This window comes from Mycolicibacterium litorale (assembly GCF_010731695.1).
GTDB classification, from domain to species: domain Bacteria; phylum Actinomycetota; class Actinomycetes; order Mycobacteriales; family Mycobacteriaceae; genus Mycobacterium; species Mycobacterium litorale.
This window is the reverse complement of sequence record NZ_AP022586.1, coordinates 4138267-4156606: the sequence shown is the minus strand read 5'-3', so window position 1 is coordinate 4156606 and position 18340 is coordinate 4138267. Positions and strand designations below refer to the sequence as shown.

19 protein-coding genes are annotated in these 18340 nt (G+C 69.7%); 9 read left to right on the top strand and 10 right to left on the bottom strand.

Annotated elements, in window-relative coordinates:
* Window positions 1–17 precede the first annotated feature (17 nt).
* Window positions 18–1436: a WS/DGAT/MGAT family O-acyltransferase gene (locus G6N30_RS19750; RefSeq protein WP_134058271.1), complete on the top strand. Its 1419-nt coding sequence runs from the start codon at window positions 18–20 to the stop codon at window positions 1434–1436.
* A gap of 4 nt (window positions 1437–1440) precedes the next feature.
* On the opposite strand, the gene G6N30_RS19745 is transcribed toward G6N30_RS19750, so the two are convergent.
* The 3 genes from G6N30_RS19745 to G6N30_RS19735 are packed head-to-tail and all read right to left on the bottom strand — an operon-like array spanning window position 1441 to window position 5028.
* On the bottom strand, window positions 1441–2661 hold the full coding sequence (locus G6N30_RS19745; RefSeq protein ID WP_134058269.1) for an alpha/beta hydrolase: 1221 nt from the start codon (window positions 2659–2661) through the stop codon (window positions 1441–1443).
* Window positions 2648–4276 (bottom strand): acyl-CoA ligase FadD12, encoded by a 1629-nt coding sequence (gene fadD12 / locus G6N30_RS19740; protein WP_163687689.1) that lies wholly within the window; start codon window positions 4274–4276, stop codon window positions 2648–2650. Before fadD12 ends, G6N30_RS19745 begins: the two co-directional genes overlap by 14 nt.
* 8 nt (window positions 4277–4284) lie before the next feature.
* Complete coding sequence (locus tag G6N30_RS19735) at window positions 4285–5028, bottom strand: lysophospholipid acyltransferase family protein (protein ID WP_234880302.1); 744 nt, start codon at window positions 5026–5028, stop codon at window positions 4285–4287.
* A 175-nt stretch (window positions 5029–5203) separates the two neighbouring features.
* Between G6N30_RS19735 and G6N30_RS19730 the strand changes: the two genes are divergently transcribed.
* The 4 genes from G6N30_RS19730 (at window position 5204) to G6N30_RS19715 (ending at window position 7501) form a co-directional block, all read left to right on the top strand.
* Window positions 5204–5539: a DUF8129 domain-containing protein gene (locus tag G6N30_RS19730; RefSeq protein WP_163687686.1), complete on the top strand. Its 336-nt coding sequence runs from the start codon at window positions 5204–5206 to the stop codon at window positions 5537–5539.
* Between the two features lie 105 nt (window positions 5540–5644).
* Complete coding sequence (locus G6N30_RS19725) at window positions 5645–6598, top strand: pentapeptide repeat-containing protein (RefSeq protein ID WP_134058263.1); 954 nt, start codon at window positions 5645–5647, stop codon at window positions 6596–6598.
* Window positions 6579–7208 carry a hypothetical protein gene (locus G6N30_RS19720; protein WP_234880275.1) on the top strand — a complete coding sequence of 210 codons (630 nt, stop codon included), beginning with the start codon at window positions 6579–6581 and terminating at the stop codon, window positions 7206–7208. The genes G6N30_RS19725 and G6N30_RS19720 overlap by 20 nt, the downstream gene beginning before the upstream one ends.
* A 38-nt stretch (window positions 7209–7246) precedes the next feature.
* The gene (locus G6N30_RS19715) at window positions 7247–7501 is read left to right on the top strand and encodes a hypothetical protein (protein ID WP_134058261.1); all 255 of its coding nucleotides are present in this window, start codon (window positions 7247–7249) and stop codon (window positions 7499–7501) included.
* 4 nt (window positions 7502–7505) lie between these two features.
* Here the strand turns inward: G6N30_RS19715 and G6N30_RS19710 are convergent, their stop codons facing one another.
* Both G6N30_RS19710 and G6N30_RS19705 read right to left on the bottom strand, forming a co-directional pair.
* On the bottom strand, window positions 7506–8336 hold the full coding sequence (locus G6N30_RS19710) for a DUF1206 domain-containing protein (protein WP_134058259.1): 831 nt from the start codon (window positions 8334–8336) through the stop codon (window positions 7506–7508).
* Window positions 8337–8344: 8 nt separating this feature from the next.
* Window positions 8345–8539 carry a CsbD family protein gene (locus G6N30_RS19705; protein WP_134058257.1) on the bottom strand — a complete coding sequence of 65 codons (195 nt, stop codon included), beginning with the start codon at window positions 8537–8539 and terminating at the stop codon, window positions 8345–8347.
* Between the two features lie 132 nt (window positions 8540–8671).
* On the opposite strand from G6N30_RS19705, the gene G6N30_RS19700 reads away from it, so the two are divergent.
* The 3 genes from G6N30_RS19700 (at window position 8672) to G6N30_RS19690 (ending at window position 10997) form a co-directional block, all read left to right on the top strand.
* A complete protein-coding gene (locus G6N30_RS19700; protein ID WP_134058255.1) occupies window positions 8672–9496 on the top strand; it encodes an arylamine N-acetyltransferase family protein in 825 nt (274 codons plus the stop codon).
* Window positions 9497–9568: 72 nt separating this feature from the next.
* The gene (locus G6N30_RS19695) at window positions 9569–10474 is read left to right on the top strand and encodes a helix-turn-helix domain-containing protein (RefSeq protein WP_134058253.1); all 906 of its coding nucleotides are present in this window, start codon (window positions 9569–9571) and stop codon (window positions 10472–10474) included.
* 1 nt (window position 10475) lies between these two features.
* Entirely contained in the window at window positions 10476–10997 is a 522-nt protein-coding gene (locus G6N30_RS19690) for a dihydrofolate reductase family protein (protein ID WP_134058251.1), read from the top strand.
* Window positions 10998–11003: 6 nt separating this feature from the next.
* On the opposite strand, the gene G6N30_RS19685 is transcribed toward G6N30_RS19690, so the two are convergent.
* The 3 genes from G6N30_RS19685 to G6N30_RS19675 all read right to left on the bottom strand — a co-directional run bounded on the left by G6N30_RS19685 (window position 11004) and on the right by G6N30_RS19675 (window position 14260).
* A complete protein-coding gene (locus G6N30_RS19685; protein ID WP_179965498.1) occupies window positions 11004–11618 on the bottom strand; it encodes a TetR/AcrR family transcriptional regulator in 615 nt (204 codons plus the stop codon).
* A 354-nt stretch (window positions 11619–11972) separates the two neighbouring features.
* Window positions 11973–13451, bottom strand: a complete 1479-nt coding sequence (locus G6N30_RS19680; protein WP_134058249.1) for an aldehyde dehydrogenase — start codon at window positions 13449–13451, stop codon at window positions 11973–11975.
* Window positions 13452–13498: 47 nt separating this feature from the next.
* Complete coding sequence (locus G6N30_RS19675) at window positions 13499–14260, bottom strand: class I SAM-dependent methyltransferase (RefSeq protein WP_134058247.1); 762 nt, start codon at window positions 14258–14260, stop codon at window positions 13499–13501.
* A gap of 70 nt (window positions 14261–14330) precedes the next feature.
* On the opposite strand from G6N30_RS19675, the gene G6N30_RS19670 reads away from it, so the two are divergent.
* The gene (locus G6N30_RS19670) at window positions 14331–15491 is read left to right on the top strand and encodes a glycosyltransferase family 4 protein (protein ID WP_134058245.1); all 1161 of its coding nucleotides are present in this window, start codon (window positions 14331–14333) and stop codon (window positions 15489–15491) included.
* Here the strand turns inward: G6N30_RS19670 and G6N30_RS19665 are convergent.
* Together G6N30_RS19665 and G6N30_RS19660 are read right to left on the bottom strand one after the other, a co-directional pair.
* Window positions 15475–17118, bottom strand: a complete 1644-nt coding sequence (locus tag G6N30_RS19665; RefSeq protein ID WP_407664758.1) for an MmpA family trehalose lipid delivery protein — start codon at window positions 17116–17118, stop codon at window positions 15475–15477. The two genes, G6N30_RS19670 and G6N30_RS19665, sit on opposite strands and share 17 nt — an antisense overlap.
* Window positions 17118–18320: a cell envelope lipid trafficking protein PgfA gene (locus tag G6N30_RS19660; RefSeq protein ID WP_134058241.1), complete on the bottom strand. Its 1203-nt coding sequence runs from the start codon at window positions 18318–18320 to the stop codon at window positions 17118–17120. Before G6N30_RS19660 ends, G6N30_RS19665 begins: the two co-directional genes overlap by 1 nt.
* Window positions 18321–18340: the final 20 nt, after the last annotated feature.

The window sequence follows — 18340 nt, the reverse complement described above, 5'->3', positions numbered from 1 at the left end:
GCAGGAGGAGGCGCGACGTGAAACGGCTCAGCGGGTGGGATGCGTTTCTGCTGTACAGCGAAACACCCACGGTGCACATGCACACGCTCAAGCTGGCGGTGATCCAGCTCGACGATCTGGGCGGCCGCTCGTTCGGCATCGAGGAGTTCCGGCAGGTCATCCACAGCCGGCTCTACAAACTCGATCCGTTCCGCTATGAGCTCGTCGACATCCCGTTCAAGTTCCACCATCCGATGTGGCGGGAGAATTGCGAGGTCGACCTCGAATACCACGTCCGGCCGTATCGGGTGGACAGCCCCGGCGGCCGCCGCCAGCTCGACGAGGCGGTCGGCCGCATCGCCAGCACCCCGCTGGACCGCAGCAAGCCGCTGTGGGAGATGTACTTCATCGAGGGGCTGGCGGACGGGCGGATCGCGGTGCTCGGCAAGATCCACCATGCCCTGGCCGACGGCATCGCCTCGGCCAACCTGATGGCCCGCGGCATGGATCTGCAGACCGGCCCGCAGCACGACCGCGACTCCTACGCCACCGATCCGGCCCCGAGCCGCGGTGAGCTCGTCCGCACCGCGTTCCGCGACCACCTACGCCAGATCGGCAAACTGCCGGCCAACTGGCGCTATACCGCCCAAGGGTTGCAACGGGTTCGACGCAGCAGCCGCAAGCTCTCCCCGGAGCTGACCCGCCCGTTCACCCCGCCGCCGTCGTTCATGAACCACAAGGTCGACGGCGTCCGCAAATTCGCCACCGCCACAATGGCTCTCGCGGACATCAAAGAGACCGCCAAACACCTCGGCGTGACGCTCAACGATCTGGTGCTCGCCATCTCGGCCGGCGCTCTGCGGAAGTTGTTGCTGCGCTATGACGGTCACGCCGACCATCCACTCCTGGCGTCGGTCCCGGTGAGTTTCGACTTCAGCCCCGAACGCATCTCCGGCAACTACTTCACCGGTGTGCTGGTGTGCATCCCGGTGCAGATCGAAGATCCGCTGCAGCGAGTCCAGGAGTGCCACAAGGCTGCCGCAACGGCCAAGGAGGGCCATCACCTCATCGGACCCGAACTGGTCAGCCGGTGGTCGTCGTACTTCCCGCCCGCCCCGGCCGAGGCGCTGTTCCGGTGGCTGGCCAACAAGGACGGCCAGAACAAGGTGCTCAACCTGCCGATCTCGAACGTGCCGGGCCCGCGCGAACGCGGACGGGTCGGCGGCGCCCTGGTCACCGAGATCTATTCGGTCGGCCCGCTCACCACGGGCAGCGGCCTCAACATCACCGTGTGGAGCTACGTCGACCAGCTCAACATCTCAGTCCTCTCCGACGGCGCGACCGTCGAGGACCCGCACGAGCTGACCGACGCGATGGTCGAGGCGTTCGTCGAGATCCGTTCGGCGGCTGGTCTTTCCGAGCAGCTGACGGTGGTCGAGACGGCGATGGCGCAGTAGCGGGTCAGTCCCGCTGCGCGTGCACCCACGACAGGAAGCGTTCGATCGCCTCGGCGGTGTAGTGCCCGCGCGGCGACCCGTAGAAGTCGAACGCGTGCTGGGCGTGCGGGATCTCCGAGTACGCCACCGGGCTCGTCGACACCTTGCGCAGTTCCTCGACGAACTCCCGGCCCTCCGGAACGGGGATGATCGAGTCGTCCTGGCCGTGCAACACGAAAAACGGTGGCGCGTCAGGTCGTAACCGCGTGATCGGTGAGGCCTCGAGGTAGTCGCGGCGGTTGCCGAGGTACGGCTTCTTGACCACGAACTTCTGAAGGAACGCGATGAACTGCGGCCGGCCTTCGCCCTTGGCGGAGAACCAGTCGTAGCGGCCGTAGACGGGCACGGCGGCGCGCACGGACGTGTCGGCGTCGGCGAATCCCGGTTGCCACTGCGGGTCGTTCGGCGTCAGCGCGGCGAGTGCGGTGAGGTGACCGCCCGCCGAACCGCCGGTGATCGCCACGAAGTCCGGGTCGCCGCCGTAGTCGGCGATGTTCTCGCGGATCCAGGCCAGGGCGCGTTTGACGTCGATGATGTGCGCGGGCCAGGTGTGCCGCGGGCTGATCCGGTATCCCATCGACACGCAGATCCAGCCGCGTTCGGTCATGTGGCTCAGGAGCGGATAGGCCTGCGGGCGGCGCATTCCGATCGCCCACGCCCCGCCGGGCACCTGCAGCAGCACCGGTGCGCGCCCGTCGCGCGGCAGGTCGCTGCGGCGCCAGATGTCGGCGGTGTTCGCCCGGTGTGGCCCGTAGCGCACGGTGCCCTTCTTCTCGACGTAGCGCCGCCGCGACCAGCCCGTCTTGAACACCCCTCCGTGGCGACGGGCGGGCTGCGATTCGGCGGCGATCTTCGCGTAGTCCTCACCGAGCGCCTCACGAAGCCCCGCCTCGAAGTACGGTTCGGACTTGACGTTTCGCCGTTGGATCAGCACCAGCAGGGCCCAGGTGACGGCCTTGAGCGCCAACGCGACCCGACCCGACCGGCTGGTGAAGTGTCCCCGCAGGGCGCGGCGGACCGTGTCGAGCACCGACCCGGTGAGGTACAGCGGCGCGAGTTCGGTGGTGGGCCACCCGAACGCGAACGTGGGCAGCGTGACGTAGCCCTTGCGGCCCAGCGGCTGCACACCGTTCGCGGCGTTGAGCAGTTCCAGGCTCGTACCGAGCAGCGGCCTAGGCTTGGGCATCGGCGGCACGGGTCTGCAGGTCTCGTCGCAGGATCTTGCCGGTGCTGTTGCGCGGCAACTCGTCGAGCACCGTGATGTCTCTGGGCACTTTGTAGTTCGCCAAATTCTCTCGGACGTACTGTTTCAGTTCCTCGGGGGTAACCGATGCACCCGGTGTCAAAACCACGAATGCCGCCAGCCGCTGCCCATACTGCTCGTCGTCCACCCCGATGACCGAGGCCTCGGCCACCTCGGAGTGCGTGGTCAGGGTCTTCTCGACCTCGATCGGGTAGACGTTCTCGCCGCCGGAGACGATCATCTCGTCGTCGCGGCCGACGACGAACAGCCGTCCCGCCTCGTCGAGGTAGCCGACGTCACCGGAGGACATGAAGCCGTCGTGGAAGTCCTTCGTCGACCCGGAGGTGTACCCGTCGAACTGCGTGGAGTTGCGCACGAAGATGCTGCCGGTCTCGCCGGCGGGCAGCTCGCGGAACTCGGGGTCGAGGATGCGGATCTCGGTGCCCTCCGCGGGTTTACCGGCCGTGTCGGGTGCGACGCGCAGGTCGGCGGGTGTCGCGGTGGCGATCATGCCGGCCTCGGTGGCGTTGTAGTTGTTGTAGATGACGTCGCCGAACTGGTCCATGAACGCGGTGACGACGTCGGGGCGCATCCGCGAGCCGGAGGCGGCGGCGAAGCGCAGCGTCCGGCCGCTGTAGCGGGCCCGCACCTCGTCGGGCAGTTCCATGATCCGGTCGAACATCACCGGCACCACGATCAGCCCCGTCGCGCGATGCTCGTCGACCAGGGCCAGCGTCGCCTCCGGGTCGAATCTGCGCCGCGTCACGATCGGACACGCCAGTGACGCCGCGAACGCCAGCTGCGAGAACCCCCACGCGTGGAACATCGGCGCCACGATCACCACCGGCTCCTCGGCCCGCCACGGCGTCCGGCGCAGGATCGCGCCGAGGATCTCGGGTCCACCGCCGGAGTGTTTGGCGCCCTTCGGTGATCCGGTGGTGCCGGAGGTGAGCAGGATGACCCTCGACGTGCTGCGCGCACGTTCGGGGTGACGGCCCGTGTGCGTGGCGATCATCGACTCGACGGTCAGCCCGTCCCGTGGCTGATCGGCCCAGGCGACGATCCGCGCGATACCGGTGCCCTCCGCGGCCCGGTCCACCGTGGCGGCGAACTCCTCGTCGTAGATCACCGCCTGCACGCCTTCGCGTTCGACCACCTCGGCCAGCGCGGGTCCGGCGAACGACGTGTTGAGGAGCAGCACGTCGGCGCCGATCCGGTTCGCCGCGATCAGCGATTCCACGAAGCCGCGGTGATTGCGCGCCATGATGCCGATGACCTCGGGCTGCCCGCCGGGTAGCGCCTGCAGTGCGGCGGCCAGGGCGTCGCTGCGCTGGTCGATCTGCCGCCACGTCAGCGTGCCGAGCTCGTCGACCAGACCCGGGAGGTCCGGGCACCGCTGAGCGGCGCTGGCGAAGCCGGACGTGATGCCCATGTTCTCGCGGCGCATCGCCGCGGCGATGCGCACGTACTTGTCGGGCCGCATCGGGGCGATCAGCCGGGCTCGGCGCATCGCGTCGAACAGGCCCAGCGCACCACCGATCCGGTCGGTCAACCCCATCGCGCGGCTCAGCCCAGCACCGGGAAGCGGCGCTCGGCGGCCAGTTCGTCGAGCGCGCGCTGCATCACGTGGCGGACGTGGGCGTCGACCTCATCGACGTCGGGATCCTCACCGAACTCCGCGACGATGTCGATCGGTTCGAGGACCCGGGTGACGATCTTGGTGGGCAGCGGCAGGTTGACCGGGAGTACCGCCGACAACCCGAACGGGAAGCCGAACGAGATCGGCAGGATCTTGGCCCGCAGCAGCTTGTCCAGCCGAATGGCCTTGGCCAGCCACTCACCGCGGCTGAGGTAGAACTGGCTCTCCTGGCCGCCGATCGAGACGGTCGGCACCAGCGGCACGCCGGCGTTCAGCGCGGCGCGGACATAACCGGTGCGGCCGCCGAAGTCGATCTTGCTCTCGGCCAGCGTCGGCCGGTACACGTCGTAGTCGCCGCCGGGGAACACGATCACCACCCCGCCGGAGCGCAGCGCCTCGTCGGCGTTCTCGTGGTTGGCGCGGATGAAGCCGGTCTTGGTGAAGAACTCCGCGGTCAGCCCCGTCATCAGCAGATCGTGCGACAGCGTGTAGACCGGGCGGTCGTAGCCGAACTGCTCGTAGAAGCCCGCGGCGAACACGGGTACGTCCATCGCGAACAGCCCGCCGGAGTGGTTCGACACCACCAGCGCGCCGCCCGCCCGGGGGAACGACTCCAGACCACGCATCTCGGCGCGGTGGTAGGTCTTGAGCAGCGGGCGTAGCACGCTCATCACCCGTTCGGTGAAGTCCGGGTCCCATTTCGCGATGTCCGACGACGGCACGGCTCCCCCTGGGGTCGAATTGCAACGTGTTCTAGTTTTCGATGGTACCCAGGGCTGCGGTGCATTCCCAAGTGCGCGGCCGGGAGTGCGGTTACCGCACGGCCTCGGCGGGCACCCCTGGCATATGAGTAACCGAGACGAACTTCCGCTGATCGACTACGACCAGCTGGCGCTGCCTGACCTGCGCCACCGCATCCGGTCGCTCGACGAGACGCAGCTGCAGACCCTGTTCGATCACGAAACCGAGCACGGCAACCGCATCCCGGTGCTCGAGGTGCTGCACGCCCGGCTCAAGGAACTGCACCAGGGGGCCGAGCCCTCGGGCGGGGACCAGTCGAATGCGCCGGGTGTGAGCGGTACGGCGGGTGGCTCACAAGTGCAGGAATCCACCGCGGCCCAGGCGAATACACCGCTGCGCCACGGCGTGGCCTACCAGACGCCCGCGCGCGGCAAGCCGTGATGGCGACGTAAGACTCTCGTCAGCACTCCTCGAGTTTGTGCAAACGGCGGCCGGTGAACCAGACGCTCACCAACCGCGTGTCCCGCACCTTCTCCAGGAGTGACCATGAGAGTTTCCGCCCGTTCCTACCTCATCGCCGGTGTGTCCCTCGCGAGCGCGGGGCTCATCGTCGGGGGTTCCAACACGCCCGTCGTCGAGCGGGCCGATGCCACCGTCGCTCCGATGGCCGCCACCACGACGGTGCCGCGGCTCGACGAACCGGCAGCGGTCCCGGAACCCGGGCGGGCGTCGGTCGGTGCGGCGTTCGTGGCGCCCGTGCCGGAACCGGACGTCGCCGCGCAGATCGCGGTTCCCGACGTCGGCGGCCTCGACCCCGAACCGGGCAGGCCGGGAATCCAGCTCAGCCTGCTGACCGGCACTCCGAACCTGGGCTACGGCAACGAGGGTCTGTTCAACGCCGGAGCCAACAACACCGGCAACTTCAACATCGGCGGTGCGAACGACGGTGATTTCAACATCGGCACCGGCAACGTCGGGGACTTCAACATCGGCTACGACAACACCGGTGACTTCAACATCGGCGGCGACAACACCGGTGACTTCAACGTCGGCTTCGACAACACCGGCGGCGAGCGCAATTTCGGCGCGGGCAACAGCGGCTCCTACAACGTCGGATTCTTCAACACCGGCGCGTTCAACGTCGGGGTCGGCAACACCGGCGTCGGCAACGTGGGGTTCTTCAACACCGGTGACTACACCGTCGGCGCGTTCAACGTCGGCATCCGCTACGCAGGCACCCCGGGGATCAGCACGGGCCGCGCTGCCGACACCGATGACGACGACGCCGACACCGGCACGCTGAACACGCGGGCTTCCCTGTCGGACAACAATTCCGACGAGGACGAGACCACGACCCGCACCACCGGGAGGTCGGCAGGCCAGGACGAGGGCGGCGACGACAACAGCGAAAAGGCCGGTGCGGGAGCCGACGCCACCAGCGGCGGTGCGGCCCACAGCGACGGTGCCGACGGCGACAACGGTGCCGACGTCGACGACTGACCTGCCGCAGCGACACGTGTTCACCGGCCACATCGCCGGATTGGGCACCTCCGCCGGGGTACGGATCGTTGTCGGCAGCTGGCACCGCTCACCGTTCGGCGCCTTCACCGACGTGATGGTGCAGCAACCCGACGAACGGCGGGTGCTGCTGGCCCCGACCGACGCGGTCGCCGACTTCGTCGCCACGACCTACCACTTCGACAGTGTGGAGGTCGGGCCGGTGGCCGCGACACTCGGCACGGACCGGCTCACGGTGCGCAGCGCAGCCCTCGACCTCGATGTCGGCATCGGCGGGCCCGCGCCGCTGGACCGGCTGCTGCGCCTGGTGCCCGGCCGGCTCGCCACCGCGCCGTGGTGGCTGCGGACCATCGATCCCGTCGCGTCCCGGCTCGTGCGGGGTGTGCGCACCGCGGGAACGGCGGGCGGCGGCCGTCGCGAGTACTACGGGGTGCGCCGCTCGCGGCGGCTCACCTCGGCGGCGGGCCGCTACCGCGACGCCGACCTGGGTGCGCTTCGGCCGCTGTGGCCGCCGGTGGCGTTCGGGTTCGCCTCCGCACCACCCACCCCGCAGCTCGTCAGCGTGACCACGACGATCATCGACGCCGGTTGACGGGTTTTCGTTCCGCCGGTCGCGGGCACAGTGACGGCATGGACAAGGTGACTCGACTCCGCCACGCCCAACAGCGGATTCTGAAGGTGCAGCGCCGGCTGTGGCTGGCGCAGATCGCGATGTGGCCGACGCTGGTGATCACCGGGGTGGCCGCCGTCGGCGGGGTGGTGTGGCTGCTGCGCCGGCGATCCGCCGGCGGACGGCACGAACTGCCGGAGTCGCCCGGCGCGCACCGGGTGGAGACGGTCGCCGAACACAACGGCCAGGTCTCCCAGGGCGTTTCGCCGACCTGAGCACTCACATCCGCGCGTAGCGGGTGAGTGCGAAGCTGTACATCCCGTACGCGGCGAAACCGGCCGCGGCGATCCCGATCAACACCGAGCCGAACGGCGCCTGTCCGAGCGCCTTGACCGCGCCGTCGAGTCCGGTGGCTTTCGAGGGATCGGCGCGGATCGAGGCGACGACGACCAGCACCCCGGCGCCCGCCAGCACCAGACCCTCCGCGACGTGACCGCACACCCCGAGCACGGTCAGCAGCCGACCGCCGGAGATCGTCAAGTCGTCGCGGAACCGCCGCGAGGCGCCCTTGAACGCGTAGTAACAGCCCAACGCGGTGACGCCGAGACCGATCACCGCGAGCAGGGCCTTGCCCTCGGGGCTGCGCATCAGCCAGATGCTCAACCCGACGCTGCGCTCCGCGCTCGAATGCCTGCTGCCCAAGGCAAACTGGACGGCCATCGCCGCCACCGCGGCATATACCACCGCGAGCCCGAGTGCCTTGAGGCGGTTGACCACCAGGAAGTCGTCGGGATCCCGGTGCGCTTCGTGGTGCTCGCTCGGATGCAGTCCGAGAACGGTCTCCGCCAGGCGCCACAGGGTCAGCGGAACGAGCGCCACCGCGACCCCCCAGAGCGCGAGGAATCCGCCCTTCGTCTCGGCGAGTGTGGCCAGCGCGCCGGACTGGTCGGCGTCGCCGTGGCCGGAGCCGATCGCGACGCGGAAGATGATGTAGGCGATCAGCAGATGCAGAACGCCGTTGATCAGATATCCGGTGCGCGCCGCGATCTGGGCTGCCCGGTTGTCCGTGGCGGTGCGGACGGCGCCGGCGGCGCCGGTCTCATCCGTCACCGACCGGCTCAGTACCGGCGCGGCCGCCGGCGCGAACGGAACGCGTCCTTGACCTTTTCACCGGCGTCCTTCAGATGCGCGATCCGCTGGTCACCGCGACCACGCGCCGCCATGTCCGGGTCGCCGATCGCGCCGCCCGTGGCCGCCCGCATCTTGCCCTGCAGCTGCTGCAGCTTGTTCTTCGCCTTGTCGCTGGCGCTCATGAGTGCCCCTCGTGGGTCGGTGTCCCGGTCGTCGAGACGCGTAGAGGGGGGTTACCCGTTCCGGCGGGTTGACACCGTGAAAACCGCGCCACGTCTTGACCTCAACCGCCGTTGAGGTCACACCATGGGTGCATGACCGTCATTCCGTCGTACTTCGCCAGGATCGGTTACGGAGGCGAAGCCACCCCCAGCCTCGACACGCTGCACGCGCTCGTCGCCGCCCACAACCGGTCGATCCCGTTCGAGAACCTCGACCCGCTCCTGGGCATCCCCGTCGCCGATCTCAGCGCCGCCGCGCTCGCCGACAAACTGGTGCACCGGCGACGCGGCGGCTACTGCTACGAACACAACGGCCTCATGGGCTACGCGCTGGAGGAACTCGGCTTCGGCGTGGAACGACTCGCCGCGCGGGTGGTGTGGATGCGCGACGAGGACACGCTGCCCGCCCAGACCCACCAGCTGCTCGCGGTGACGGTGCCGGACGTGGCCGGCCGCTTCCTGGTCGACGTCGGCTTCGGCGGGCAGACACCGTCGGCACCGCTGCGGTTCGACACCGGCGTCGAGCAGGCCACCCGGCACGAGCCGTACCGCATCCGCGAACACCGCGACGGCCAGGTGCTCGAAGCGCACATCCGCGGCGCGTGGCTGCCGCTGTATGTGTTCACCGATGACCCGCAACCGCTCATCGACCTCGAGGTCGGCAGCTGGTACGTCTCGACGCATCCGGCGTCACCGTTCGTCGGCGGCCTCACCGCCGCGCTGGTGACCGACGACGCCCGGTGGAACATGCGCGGCCGCCATCTCACCGTGCACCGCGCCGACGGCAGTGAGCGGATCCGCTTCGACACCGCCGGGCAGGTTCTCGACACGCTGGCCGAGCGGTTCGGCATCGATCTGACCGATCTCGGTGACCGCGCCGACGTGGAGAAGCGGGTGCACGAAGTGCTCGACACCTGAGCGTTCGCAGGAGCCGAACGCCGCAGGAATTGTCATGTCCCTCTGAGTCGGTGGTCGGCCATACTCGGTTCCGTGAGTACACCGGCGCGGCGGGATCGGCTTCGGGAACTGCTCGACGCCGTGGTCGACGCCGCCAACGCGGAGGTCGGCGACATGGCGCGCAGCAGCTTCGCCTCCGAATTCCACTTCTCGCGCGAGGTGCGCCGGCTCACCGGGGAGTCGCCCGCGGCGCTGCGCCGCCGGATCATCCTGGAACGCGCGGCGTGGCGACTGCGTCGCGGCGAGACCGTCGCCGCCGTCGCCGCCGACGAGGGGTGGTCCTCACCCGAGGTGTTCTCCCGCGCGTTCCGCCGCACGTTCGGCGTACCGCCGTCGCGCGCCGGGGATGTGGCGTTCCGGGTGCCCGCACCCAACGGCCTGCACTTCCACCCGCCGCAGTCGCTGTGGTTGGACGGTGACGGCACGGACAAGGACCCCGATCCGAGTCGGCTGATGGTGGCTCACGACATCGCCGATACGTCCTACCTCATCGAGCGGGCCGGTCTGCTCAGCGACGAACAATGGTGGCAGGACGTGGCGCCCGGTCAGGTGGTGCTCCACTGGGACGGGCCGGAATCCAGCGTCGGTGCGGTGCTGGGCGCGCTGGTGTGGACCAAGGAGGTCTGGCTGGCCACCATCGAAGGCCGCGACTTCCCCGACCGTGACACGACCATGACGGCGGGCCGGCTCGCCGAGCGGCACGCGGACATCGGAGCTCGCTGGGCCGCAATGGTTTCGGAGTGCGCAGCTGCGGGCCGGATGGGCGACACCGTGATCGACGCGCTGTGCGACCCGCCGGAGTCGTTCCAGCTGTACGGGATCGTGGCGCACGTGCTGACCTACTCGGCGCACCGTCGGGGGCTGGTGCGCTCGATGCTCGCCGGGTTGGGCGTCCCGACCGAGCAAGGTGATCCGTTGGACTGGATGAGGAGACAGTGAGATGGCGACCGTGTACTACACCGCGTCGAGTGTGGACGGCTACATCGTCGACGAGAACGACAGCCTGGACTGGCTGATCACCCGGGACATCGACCCGGAGGGACCGTTCCACTACGACGCCTTCGCCGCCGGTGTCGGTGCGCTCGTGATGGGGTCGGCCACCTATGAGTGGATCGTGAAAAACCAACCGGGCGAGTGGATGTACTCGCAACCGACGTGGGTGATGACGCACCGCCCGTCCATCGTCGCCGACGGGCATCCGGTGCAGACCTTCGAGGGCGACGTCACCGAACTGCATCCCAAGCTCGTGTCCGCAGCAGCCGGCAAGGACGTGTGGGTGGTCGGTGGCGGGGAGGTGGCCGCGCAATTCGTGGCCGCGGGTCTCGTCGACGAATTGATCGTCAGCTATGCGCCGTGCACGCTCGGCGCCGGCTCGCGGGTGCTGCCGATCCGCTCGGAGTGGCGGCTGGTCGAGTCGGCCGTGAACGGCGAATTCCTATGTGCGCGTTGGCGAGCCGCGTGATGACGGTCAGTTCCCGGTGGGGATGCCGTTGCGGCGGATGAACTCGCGCGATTTGAGCAGGAATTCCAGTTGGATGTGCACCTGGCGCAACGGGTCGAGGTTGCGGGTCGCCCGGCACAGCACGACGGCGCCCTCGAGCGCGGCGATGCAGGTGATGGCCAGCGAGGCCGCCTCGCTCTCCTCGCAGCCGTCGACCGCGAACGCGCGGGTCAGCGCATCGCGCCAGTGCCCGAAGATCGCCCCGGCCACCGACGTCAGTTGCGGTCCGTCCTCGGCGGAACCGATCGCCGCGGCCACCACGGGACAGCCCGCGGTGAAGTCGCTGTCGGCCAGCACCCGGTCCCAGAACTCGACGAACCGGTTCACCAGGTGCAGACCGCCCTTCGCGGCCGCCTCGTCGATCAGCGAGGTGATGGACTCCCCGGCGAACTGCAGGGCCTCGAAGACGATCTGGTTGCGCCCCTCCGGGAAGTGGTAGTACACGCTGCCGCGCGGCGCCCCGCTGCGCTGGAGCACTTCGTCGATCGTGACGCCGGCCGCGCCGCGCTCACGCAGCACCTCCGCGGCGCCGATCAGCATGTTGGTGCGCGTCGAACCGCGCTTGGTGCGGATGTTGGTCATCGGTGTTCGTCAGGCGACATGAGGCGGGCGCTGCGGCGTCGCTCGCCATGCGAGGCCGCGCGGGGAGAACTGAAGGCGCCGACGGCGCGGGTGACGATGGACGAACCGGAAGCCGGCGATGTTGACCTCGACCACCCACATGTCACGCCTCTTTCTCTATGACATAGACCATAGAACATGGCTGAAACTGACACAACAGATTGATGTTTGGGAGGGGATTGGCGCGGGAATATGGGCACGTGCATAATGATCTCCGGCGCCCGCCCCGGCGGCCCCGGGGCGAGCGTCACACCAACTTCCCGGAGTGACGAAAAAGGCTCCCACCCGCAGGTGGGAGCCTTTTTCGTGTACCGGCTACTCCGGCGTGTAGCCGAACGGCAACAGCGTGCTCTTGGCCTGGCAGTACTGCTCGATGCCCTCCGGGCCGTTCTCCCGGCCGATCCCGGAGTTCTTGTAGCCGCCGAACGGCGCACCCGGATCGAAGGCGTACATGTTGACCGCGTAGGTGCCCGTGCGGATCTTGCTCGCCACCTCGAGCGCCTTGCGGTTGTCCGTCGTCCACACGCTGCCCGCCAGCCCGTAGACCGAGTCGTTGGCGATGCGAACGGCGTCGTCCTCGGTGTCGTAGGGGATCACCGCCAACACCGGCCCGAAGATCTCCTCCTGGGCGATGGTCATCGAGTTGTCGACGTCGGCGAACACCGTCGGCTGGACGAACCAGCCGCCGTCCAGCCCCTCGGGGCGGCCGCCGCCGGCGACCACGCGGGCGCCCTCGTCGATGCCCTTCTTGATGTAGCCCTCCACCCGCTCGCGCTGCTTCTCGCTGATCAGCGGACCGATCGCGGCGTTCGGATCGTCGGGCAGGCCGACGGGCATCGCGGAGACGAAGTTGGCGAGCTTCTCGACGACCTCGTCGTAGCGGGAGCGCGGCGCGAGGATGCGGGTCTGCGCGACACACGCCTGGCCCGAGTTCATCACCCCGGAGAAGGCCAGCATCGGCAACGTCGAATCCAGGTCGGCGTCCTCGAGCACGATCGCCGCGGACTTGCCGCCCAGCTCGAGCGTGCACGGCTTGAGCTTCTCGGCCGCCAGCTTGCCGATCTCCTTGCCGACCGCGGAGCTCCCGGTGAAGGTGAACTTGTCGATCGCGTCGCTGGCGGTCAGTGCGCGGCCCGTCTCGGGGCCGCCGGGCACCACCGACAGCACGCCTTCGGGCAGGCCCGCCTCAGCGAACATCTGTGCCATCGCGAACACCGACAGCGGCGTCTCGGCGGCCGGCTTGAGCACCACGGTGCAGCCGGCCAGCAGGGCCGGGCCGAGCTTGTTGGCGGCCAGGAAGAACGGCACGTTCCACGCGGTGATCGCGCCGACGACGCCGATCGGCTCGCGGGTGACGAGCGTCTGGCCGTAGATGCCGTCGCGGATCTCGGTCCAGTGGAACTTGTCGGCCGCGCCCGCGTAGTACGTGAACGCCGACATCGCCGCGCCGTACTGCATCATGTCGACGATCATTTGGGGCTGACCGGTCTCCGCGGCGAGCAGCGCCTTCAGCTCGTCACCGCGCTCCTCCATGAGTTTGACGGCGGCGCCGAGGATCGCCGCGCGTTCGTCCGGCGACATCCGCGGCCACGGTCCCTCGTCGAAGGCCTTGCGCGCCGCGGCGCACGCGGCGTCGACGTCGGCGGCCGCCGCCAACGGCACCTGGCCGACTTTCTGGCCGGTCGCCGGGGAGAACACCTCGATGACCTCGTCGGTGGACGGTTGTACCCACTGGCCGCCGATGAAGAGCTTGTCCCACGTCGTCTTGTGAGCGGTCTGCACGGTCTGTGTCATGAGCGTCACACTACCTAGATTCGCGCGAAACGAGAACCTGTTGCAGTTCAGCGTTGGAGGACCAGGACGAGGTTGCTCACCGCGACCTCCCGCACGCCGGGCAGCCGCGTCGTCCACCACGCCCATCGCGGGTGGTAGCGGGGGAATGCGGCGATCAGCGCGCCGGTGCTCTTCGCCCACTCGAGCCCGTCGTGCGTAGACACCGCGAAGAGCGACGAACCGTAGTCGTTCTTGGGTCGGTGACCGTGCTTGCGGGTGTAGCGCTCGGCGGCCCTGGCCCCGCCCAGGTAATGCGTCAGCCCCATCTCGTGCCCGCCGAACGGGCCCAACCAGACGGTGTAGGACAGCACCGCGAGACCGCCGGGGCGCGTGACGCGCAGCATCTCGGCGCCGAGCCGCCACGGGTGCGGCACGTGTTCGGCCACGTTGGAGGACAGGCAGACGTCGACGCTGCCATCTGCGAATGGCAACGCGGTTCCGGAGGCGCGGACGTAGCGACCGGTGTGGTCGGTGACGGCGGGCCCGGCATGCATCTCCCGCGGGTCCGGTTCGACGCCGAGGTAGTCCATGCCGTGCCGGGCGAACGCGGCGGCGAAGTACCCCGGGCCGCCGCCGACGTCGAGCACCGTGCGCCCGTTCGGGGAGAGTCCCGTCGCCCCCTGCCACAGGTCGGCGACCATCGCCGCGGTGTCGTCGGCGAGCGCCCCGTAGAAGCGGGCCGGATCGGACTGCTCGTAGCGGAACTCGCTGAGCAACCGGATCGACCGCGTCAGCGTCGCCCGTCGGGCGAACAGGTCGGTGGCAGCCACTCGACGACCCTACGGCCGGTTCGTCGCAGGGTGACCGGTGGTTCCCCGGCCCCGGTTAGGCTGGCTCCCGATGTCCGCACGCCCGCTTCGCTCCGTCCTGCTTCTGTGCTGGCGGGATACCGGGCACCCGCAGGGCGGCGGCAGTGAGATGTACCTACAGCGCATCGGTGAGCAGCTGGCGGCCTCGGGGGTCCGGGTCACGCTGCGCACCGCCTCCTATCCCGGCGCCGCGCGCCGCGAGGTGGTCGACGGCGTGCACGTCAGCCGGGGCGGCGGCCGGTACTCGGTGTATCCGTGGGCGCTGCTGGTGATGGCGCTGGCCCGCCTCGGCCTCGGACCGTTGCGAGGAGTACGCCCCGACGTCGTCCTCGACACCCAGAACGGGGTGCCGTTCCTGGCCCGGCTGGTCTTCGGCCGGCGCGTCGCGGTGCTGGTGCATCACTGCCACCGTGAGCAGTGGCCGGTCGCCGGGCCGGTGCTGGGCCGGCTCGGCTGGTTCGTCGAATCGGTCGTGTCACCGCGGGCGCACAAGCGGGCGCAGTATCTGACCGTGTCGCTGCCGTCCGCGCGGGATCTGACCGACCTGGGAGTCGACGGCGGGCGGATCGCCGTCGTGCGCAACGGACTCGACGAAGCCCCGGCGTCGACGCTCGCCCAGCCGCGGTCGGAGACCCCGCGCATCGCGGTGCTGTCGCGGTTGGTGCCGCACAAGCAGATCGAGGACGCGCTCGACGCCGTCGCCGCGCTGCGCCCGCAACTCCCGGGCCTGCATCTCGACGTGGTCGGTGGCGGCTGGTGGCAGCAGAAGCTCGTCGACCACGCCCGGCTGGCGGGCATCTCCGATGCGGTCACCTTTCACGGCCACGTCGACGACCGCACCAAACACGAAGTGCTGCAGCGCAGCTGGGTGCACGTGCTGCCGTCCCGCAAGGAAGGCTGGGGGCTCGCGGTCACCGAGGCGGGCCAGCACGCGGTGCCGACGATCGGATACCGCTCATCCGGCGGGCTGACCGATTCGATCGTCGACGGGGTGACGGGCCTGCTGGTCGACGACCGTCACGAACTCGTCGACGCGTTGGCACGGCTGCTCGGGGACCGGGTGCTGCGTGAGCAACTCGGCGCCAAGGCCCAGGCGCGCAGTGTCGAGTTCTCGTGGCGGCAGAGCGCATCGGGGATGCGCGAGGTGTTCGACGCGATGCTGGCAGGACGCTACGTCAGCGGCGTGGTCTAGCCCGCCGCAGGCCGAGCGCCCCGGCCAGCAGCGACCCCAGCAGCACCGCCAGCCACGCCAGGTGCGCGCCGATCAGCAGCCCCCGGTACGGCGACGCCGTACCGTCACCGCCCACCCGATAGACCGTCAACCCTTCCCCGCGGTACGCCACCGGGAGATCGATCGCGGCACCGTCGGATTCGACGACCACCCACCGGACTCCGGCCGCCGCCAACTCCGGCGCAGGCGCGCCGCGCATCAGCAACTCCTGCACCGCCCGCGCGCGCACCCCTTCGCCGGGCACCGTCGCCCCGCCGATGACCAGGTCGCCCGTGCTCAGCACGTCGGCGCGCAACCAGCGGGGCAACGGGTCGAGCACCGGTGCGTCACCCGCCCAGGCGAAGTGACGCATGCTGTCGGGCGGCAACACCGCGACGGGACCGGGGTCGGCGTTGATCACCGCGGCCGCCTCGGCCCACGACGGCGGGTACTGCACCGCCCGCATCCGGCCGCCGACTCCGAACGCCAGATCGGGCAGCACCGCGATCAGCGCCGCACAGCACACCGCGGCGACGGCCCCGGCGGGTACCCGCCGCGCGACGAGCACCGCCCCGGCACCGGCGACCGCATAACCCGGCAGCGCCAGAGCCACCCACTTCTGCCCGTCCCGCAGCACACCCAGCCCCGGCAGCGCCCGCACGATCTGCTCGACGGCCGCGAGCCCGGGACCGGTGGCCATCGCCGCGGGCAGCACCACCGCCGCGGCGGCCAGCACCAGCAGCGGTACCGCGGCGGGCCTTCGCCACACCACCGAGACCCCGGCCGCCACGACCGCGAGCAGCACCACCGTCGCCACCACCGCGAACGACGTCGTGCGCGAACCCGGCACCGCATCGGCGTTCCAGATGCCGGCGAGGCCGGCCAGGCTCAGCAGCGTGCCCAACCCCGGTTCCGCCCGCGCCGCGAACGCCGGGATACCCGCGGCCGGCGACACCGACAGCGACCCCGACACCGCGGCGGCCACCAGCCACGGCAGTGCGCTCACCGCGGCCGCCGCGAGCGAGACGGCCACCACCGGCAGGCGGCGCCCGATACCCGGCGCACACACACTCACCAGCGCCACCGCCGCCGCCAGCAGCAGACCGGTCGGGGTCAGCCCGGCGAGTGCGATCCAGAACACAAGCGGCCACCACCGGCCCGAGCCGTCGCGCAGGCGCAGCACCGCCGCCGCCACCCACGGCAGGCAGCCGTATCCGACCAGCAGGCTCCAATGACCCTGCAGCAGCCGCTCGGCGACGTACGGATTCCACACCGCGACGGTGACCGCGACGCACTGACCGGCCACCCCCGCGTCGGGGACCACCGTCGAGGCCAGGCGCGCCGCGCCCCAGCCGGCCGCCCAGAGCCCGGTCACCAGCAGCGCCTTGACCACCACACCGCCGTCGACCACGTGCGAGGCGAGGGCCAGCGCGAAGTCCTGCGGCAGCGCGCGGGGAGCGGCCTCCGAGAGACCGAGTGCCGCGTCGGACAGATACGACCGCGGCGTCGACACCGCATCGCGCAGCAGCAGGTAACCATGCGGCAGCAGCGGCGCGGTCACGATCAGCGACAGCGCCAGCGCGTAGACCGGCGGGAGGTAGCGGGAGATCAGACCGGTCTGTCGGGCGGTAGATCGGTCGGCCGCTGGGCCGGCAGCTTCTCGGTCTTGGCCTCCGCGCCCGGCACCGGTTCACCGGCATCGTCGCGCTGGAAGAACCCGTGGGCGGCCTCGTCGAGGCCGGGGTCGATCAGTGCCGACTCCGCCCGGAGACTGAACGAACCGAGCAGGGCGCCGCCGACGAGCAGCACCAACCCGACCGCGGTGAACGTGATCGGCAGGATGCGGCCCCACAGCGCCACCCGGTCGCGCTCACTGCGCGCGCTGGCGACCTGGGACTCGACCGACTCCTCGTTCGTCGTGACCGTGTAGTCCGCGAACGTCACCTCGGGCCGCAGCGCATCCCGTGCGTAGTAGTGGTAGGCGTGCTCGTCGGATTTGACGATGGTGCCCGAGACCGGGTCCACCCACAGCGTGCGCTCGGCGGCGTAGAACCGGCTCATCGTGATCGGCTCTTCCGGATCGCCCTCGACACCCCACAGTGCGGCGCGCGCGGTGACCTGGCTGTCGGCGTCGTCCTCGTAGAGCGAGGCGTACTTGACCGGTTCGACCAGCTTGCCCTCATTGTCGTAGCCGACGTTCTGGGTGAACTTGAACGTGGTCAACCCGTTGACGTCTTCCTCGCCGTCGTAGTTGGCGTCGTACGCCTTCTGCGCGATCGGGTCGAACAACGGGTAGGTCTTCTTCTCCGTGTCGAACGGGAAGCGGTAGGTCAACCCCTCGTGCGGCAGCGCGATGTTGGTCGGCGGCTGATCGTCCTCGATGGCCCGCGGCTTCTGCACCGCGCCACCGGGATTGCTCTCGCTCGAGACCGCCATGGCGCTGCTGCGGTCCATCGTCACGGTGTCGACCATCGCCAGCATCAGACCGTTGTCCTGCTGCTTGTCCGTGCGGCGCAGCGTACTGCCGGCCTGCAGGGTGACCACGTCGGCGTTCGACGGCGACTCCACCGTGATCTGCTGCTGGAACACCATCGGCACGTCGCGGTCGACGACGAAGCGTTCACCCAGCAGCGACGCCGGATCGAACGCCGTACCGGTCCCGTCGCTGACGAGCGTCGTGTCGATGTCGAGCGGGATCTTGGCGATCTTGCCCTTGGTATAGGTGGACAGCAACAGCGCGGCGATCAACAGGGCAGCACCAAGCCCCATGAGTCCGCACGCCGCGATCCGCAGCGCCACTGCGCGGTTCAAACCGTGCCTCCTTCGGCTCG

Bases quoted from the DNA above. Each gene is read 5' to 3' on its own strand.
- G6N30_RS19735 (WP_234880302.1), bottom strand. From the start codon at position 5,028: ATGAGCGTGCTACGCCCGCTGCTCAAGACCTACCACCGCGCCGAGATG.
- G6N30_RS19685 (WP_179965498.1), bottom strand. From the start codon at position 11,618: ATGACCAACATCCGCACCAAGCGCGGTTCGACGCGCACCAACATGCTG.
- fadD12 (WP_163687689.1), bottom strand. From the start codon at position 4,276: ATGGGGTTGACCGACCGGATCGGTGGTGCGCTGGGCCTGTTCGACGCG.
- G6N30_RS19730 (WP_163687686.1), top strand. From the start codon at position 5,204: ATGAGTAACCGAGACGAACTTCCGCTGATCGACTACGACCAGCTGGCG.
- G6N30_RS19700 (WP_134058255.1), top strand. From the start codon at position 8,672: ATGACCGTCATTCCGTCGTACTTCGCCAGGATCGGTTACGGAGGCGAA.
- G6N30_RS19690 (WP_134058251.1), top strand. From the start codon at position 10,476: ATGGCGACCGTGTACTACACCGCGTCGAGTGTGGACGGCTACATCGTC.
- G6N30_RS19705 (WP_134058257.1), bottom strand. From the start codon at position 8,539: ATGAGCGCCAGCGACAAGGCGAAGAACAAGCTGCAGCAGCTGCAGGGC.
- G6N30_RS19680 (WP_134058249.1), bottom strand. From the start codon at position 13,451: ATGACACAGACCGTGCAGACCGCTCACAAGACGACGTGGGACAAGCTC.
- G6N30_RS19670 (WP_134058245.1), top strand. From the start codon at position 14,331: ATGTCCGCACGCCCGCTTCGCTCCGTCCTGCTTCTGTGCTGGCGGGAT.
- G6N30_RS19725 (WP_134058263.1), top strand. From the start codon at position 5,645: ATGAGAGTTTCCGCCCGTTCCTACCTCATCGCCGGTGTGTCCCTCGCG.
- G6N30_RS19715 (WP_134058261.1), top strand. From the start codon at position 7,247: ATGGACAAGGTGACTCGACTCCGCCACGCCCAACAGCGGATTCTGAAG.
- G6N30_RS19745 (WP_134058269.1), bottom strand. From the start codon at position 2,661: ATGCCCAAGCCTAGGCCGCTGCTCGGTACGAGCCTGGAACTGCTCAAC.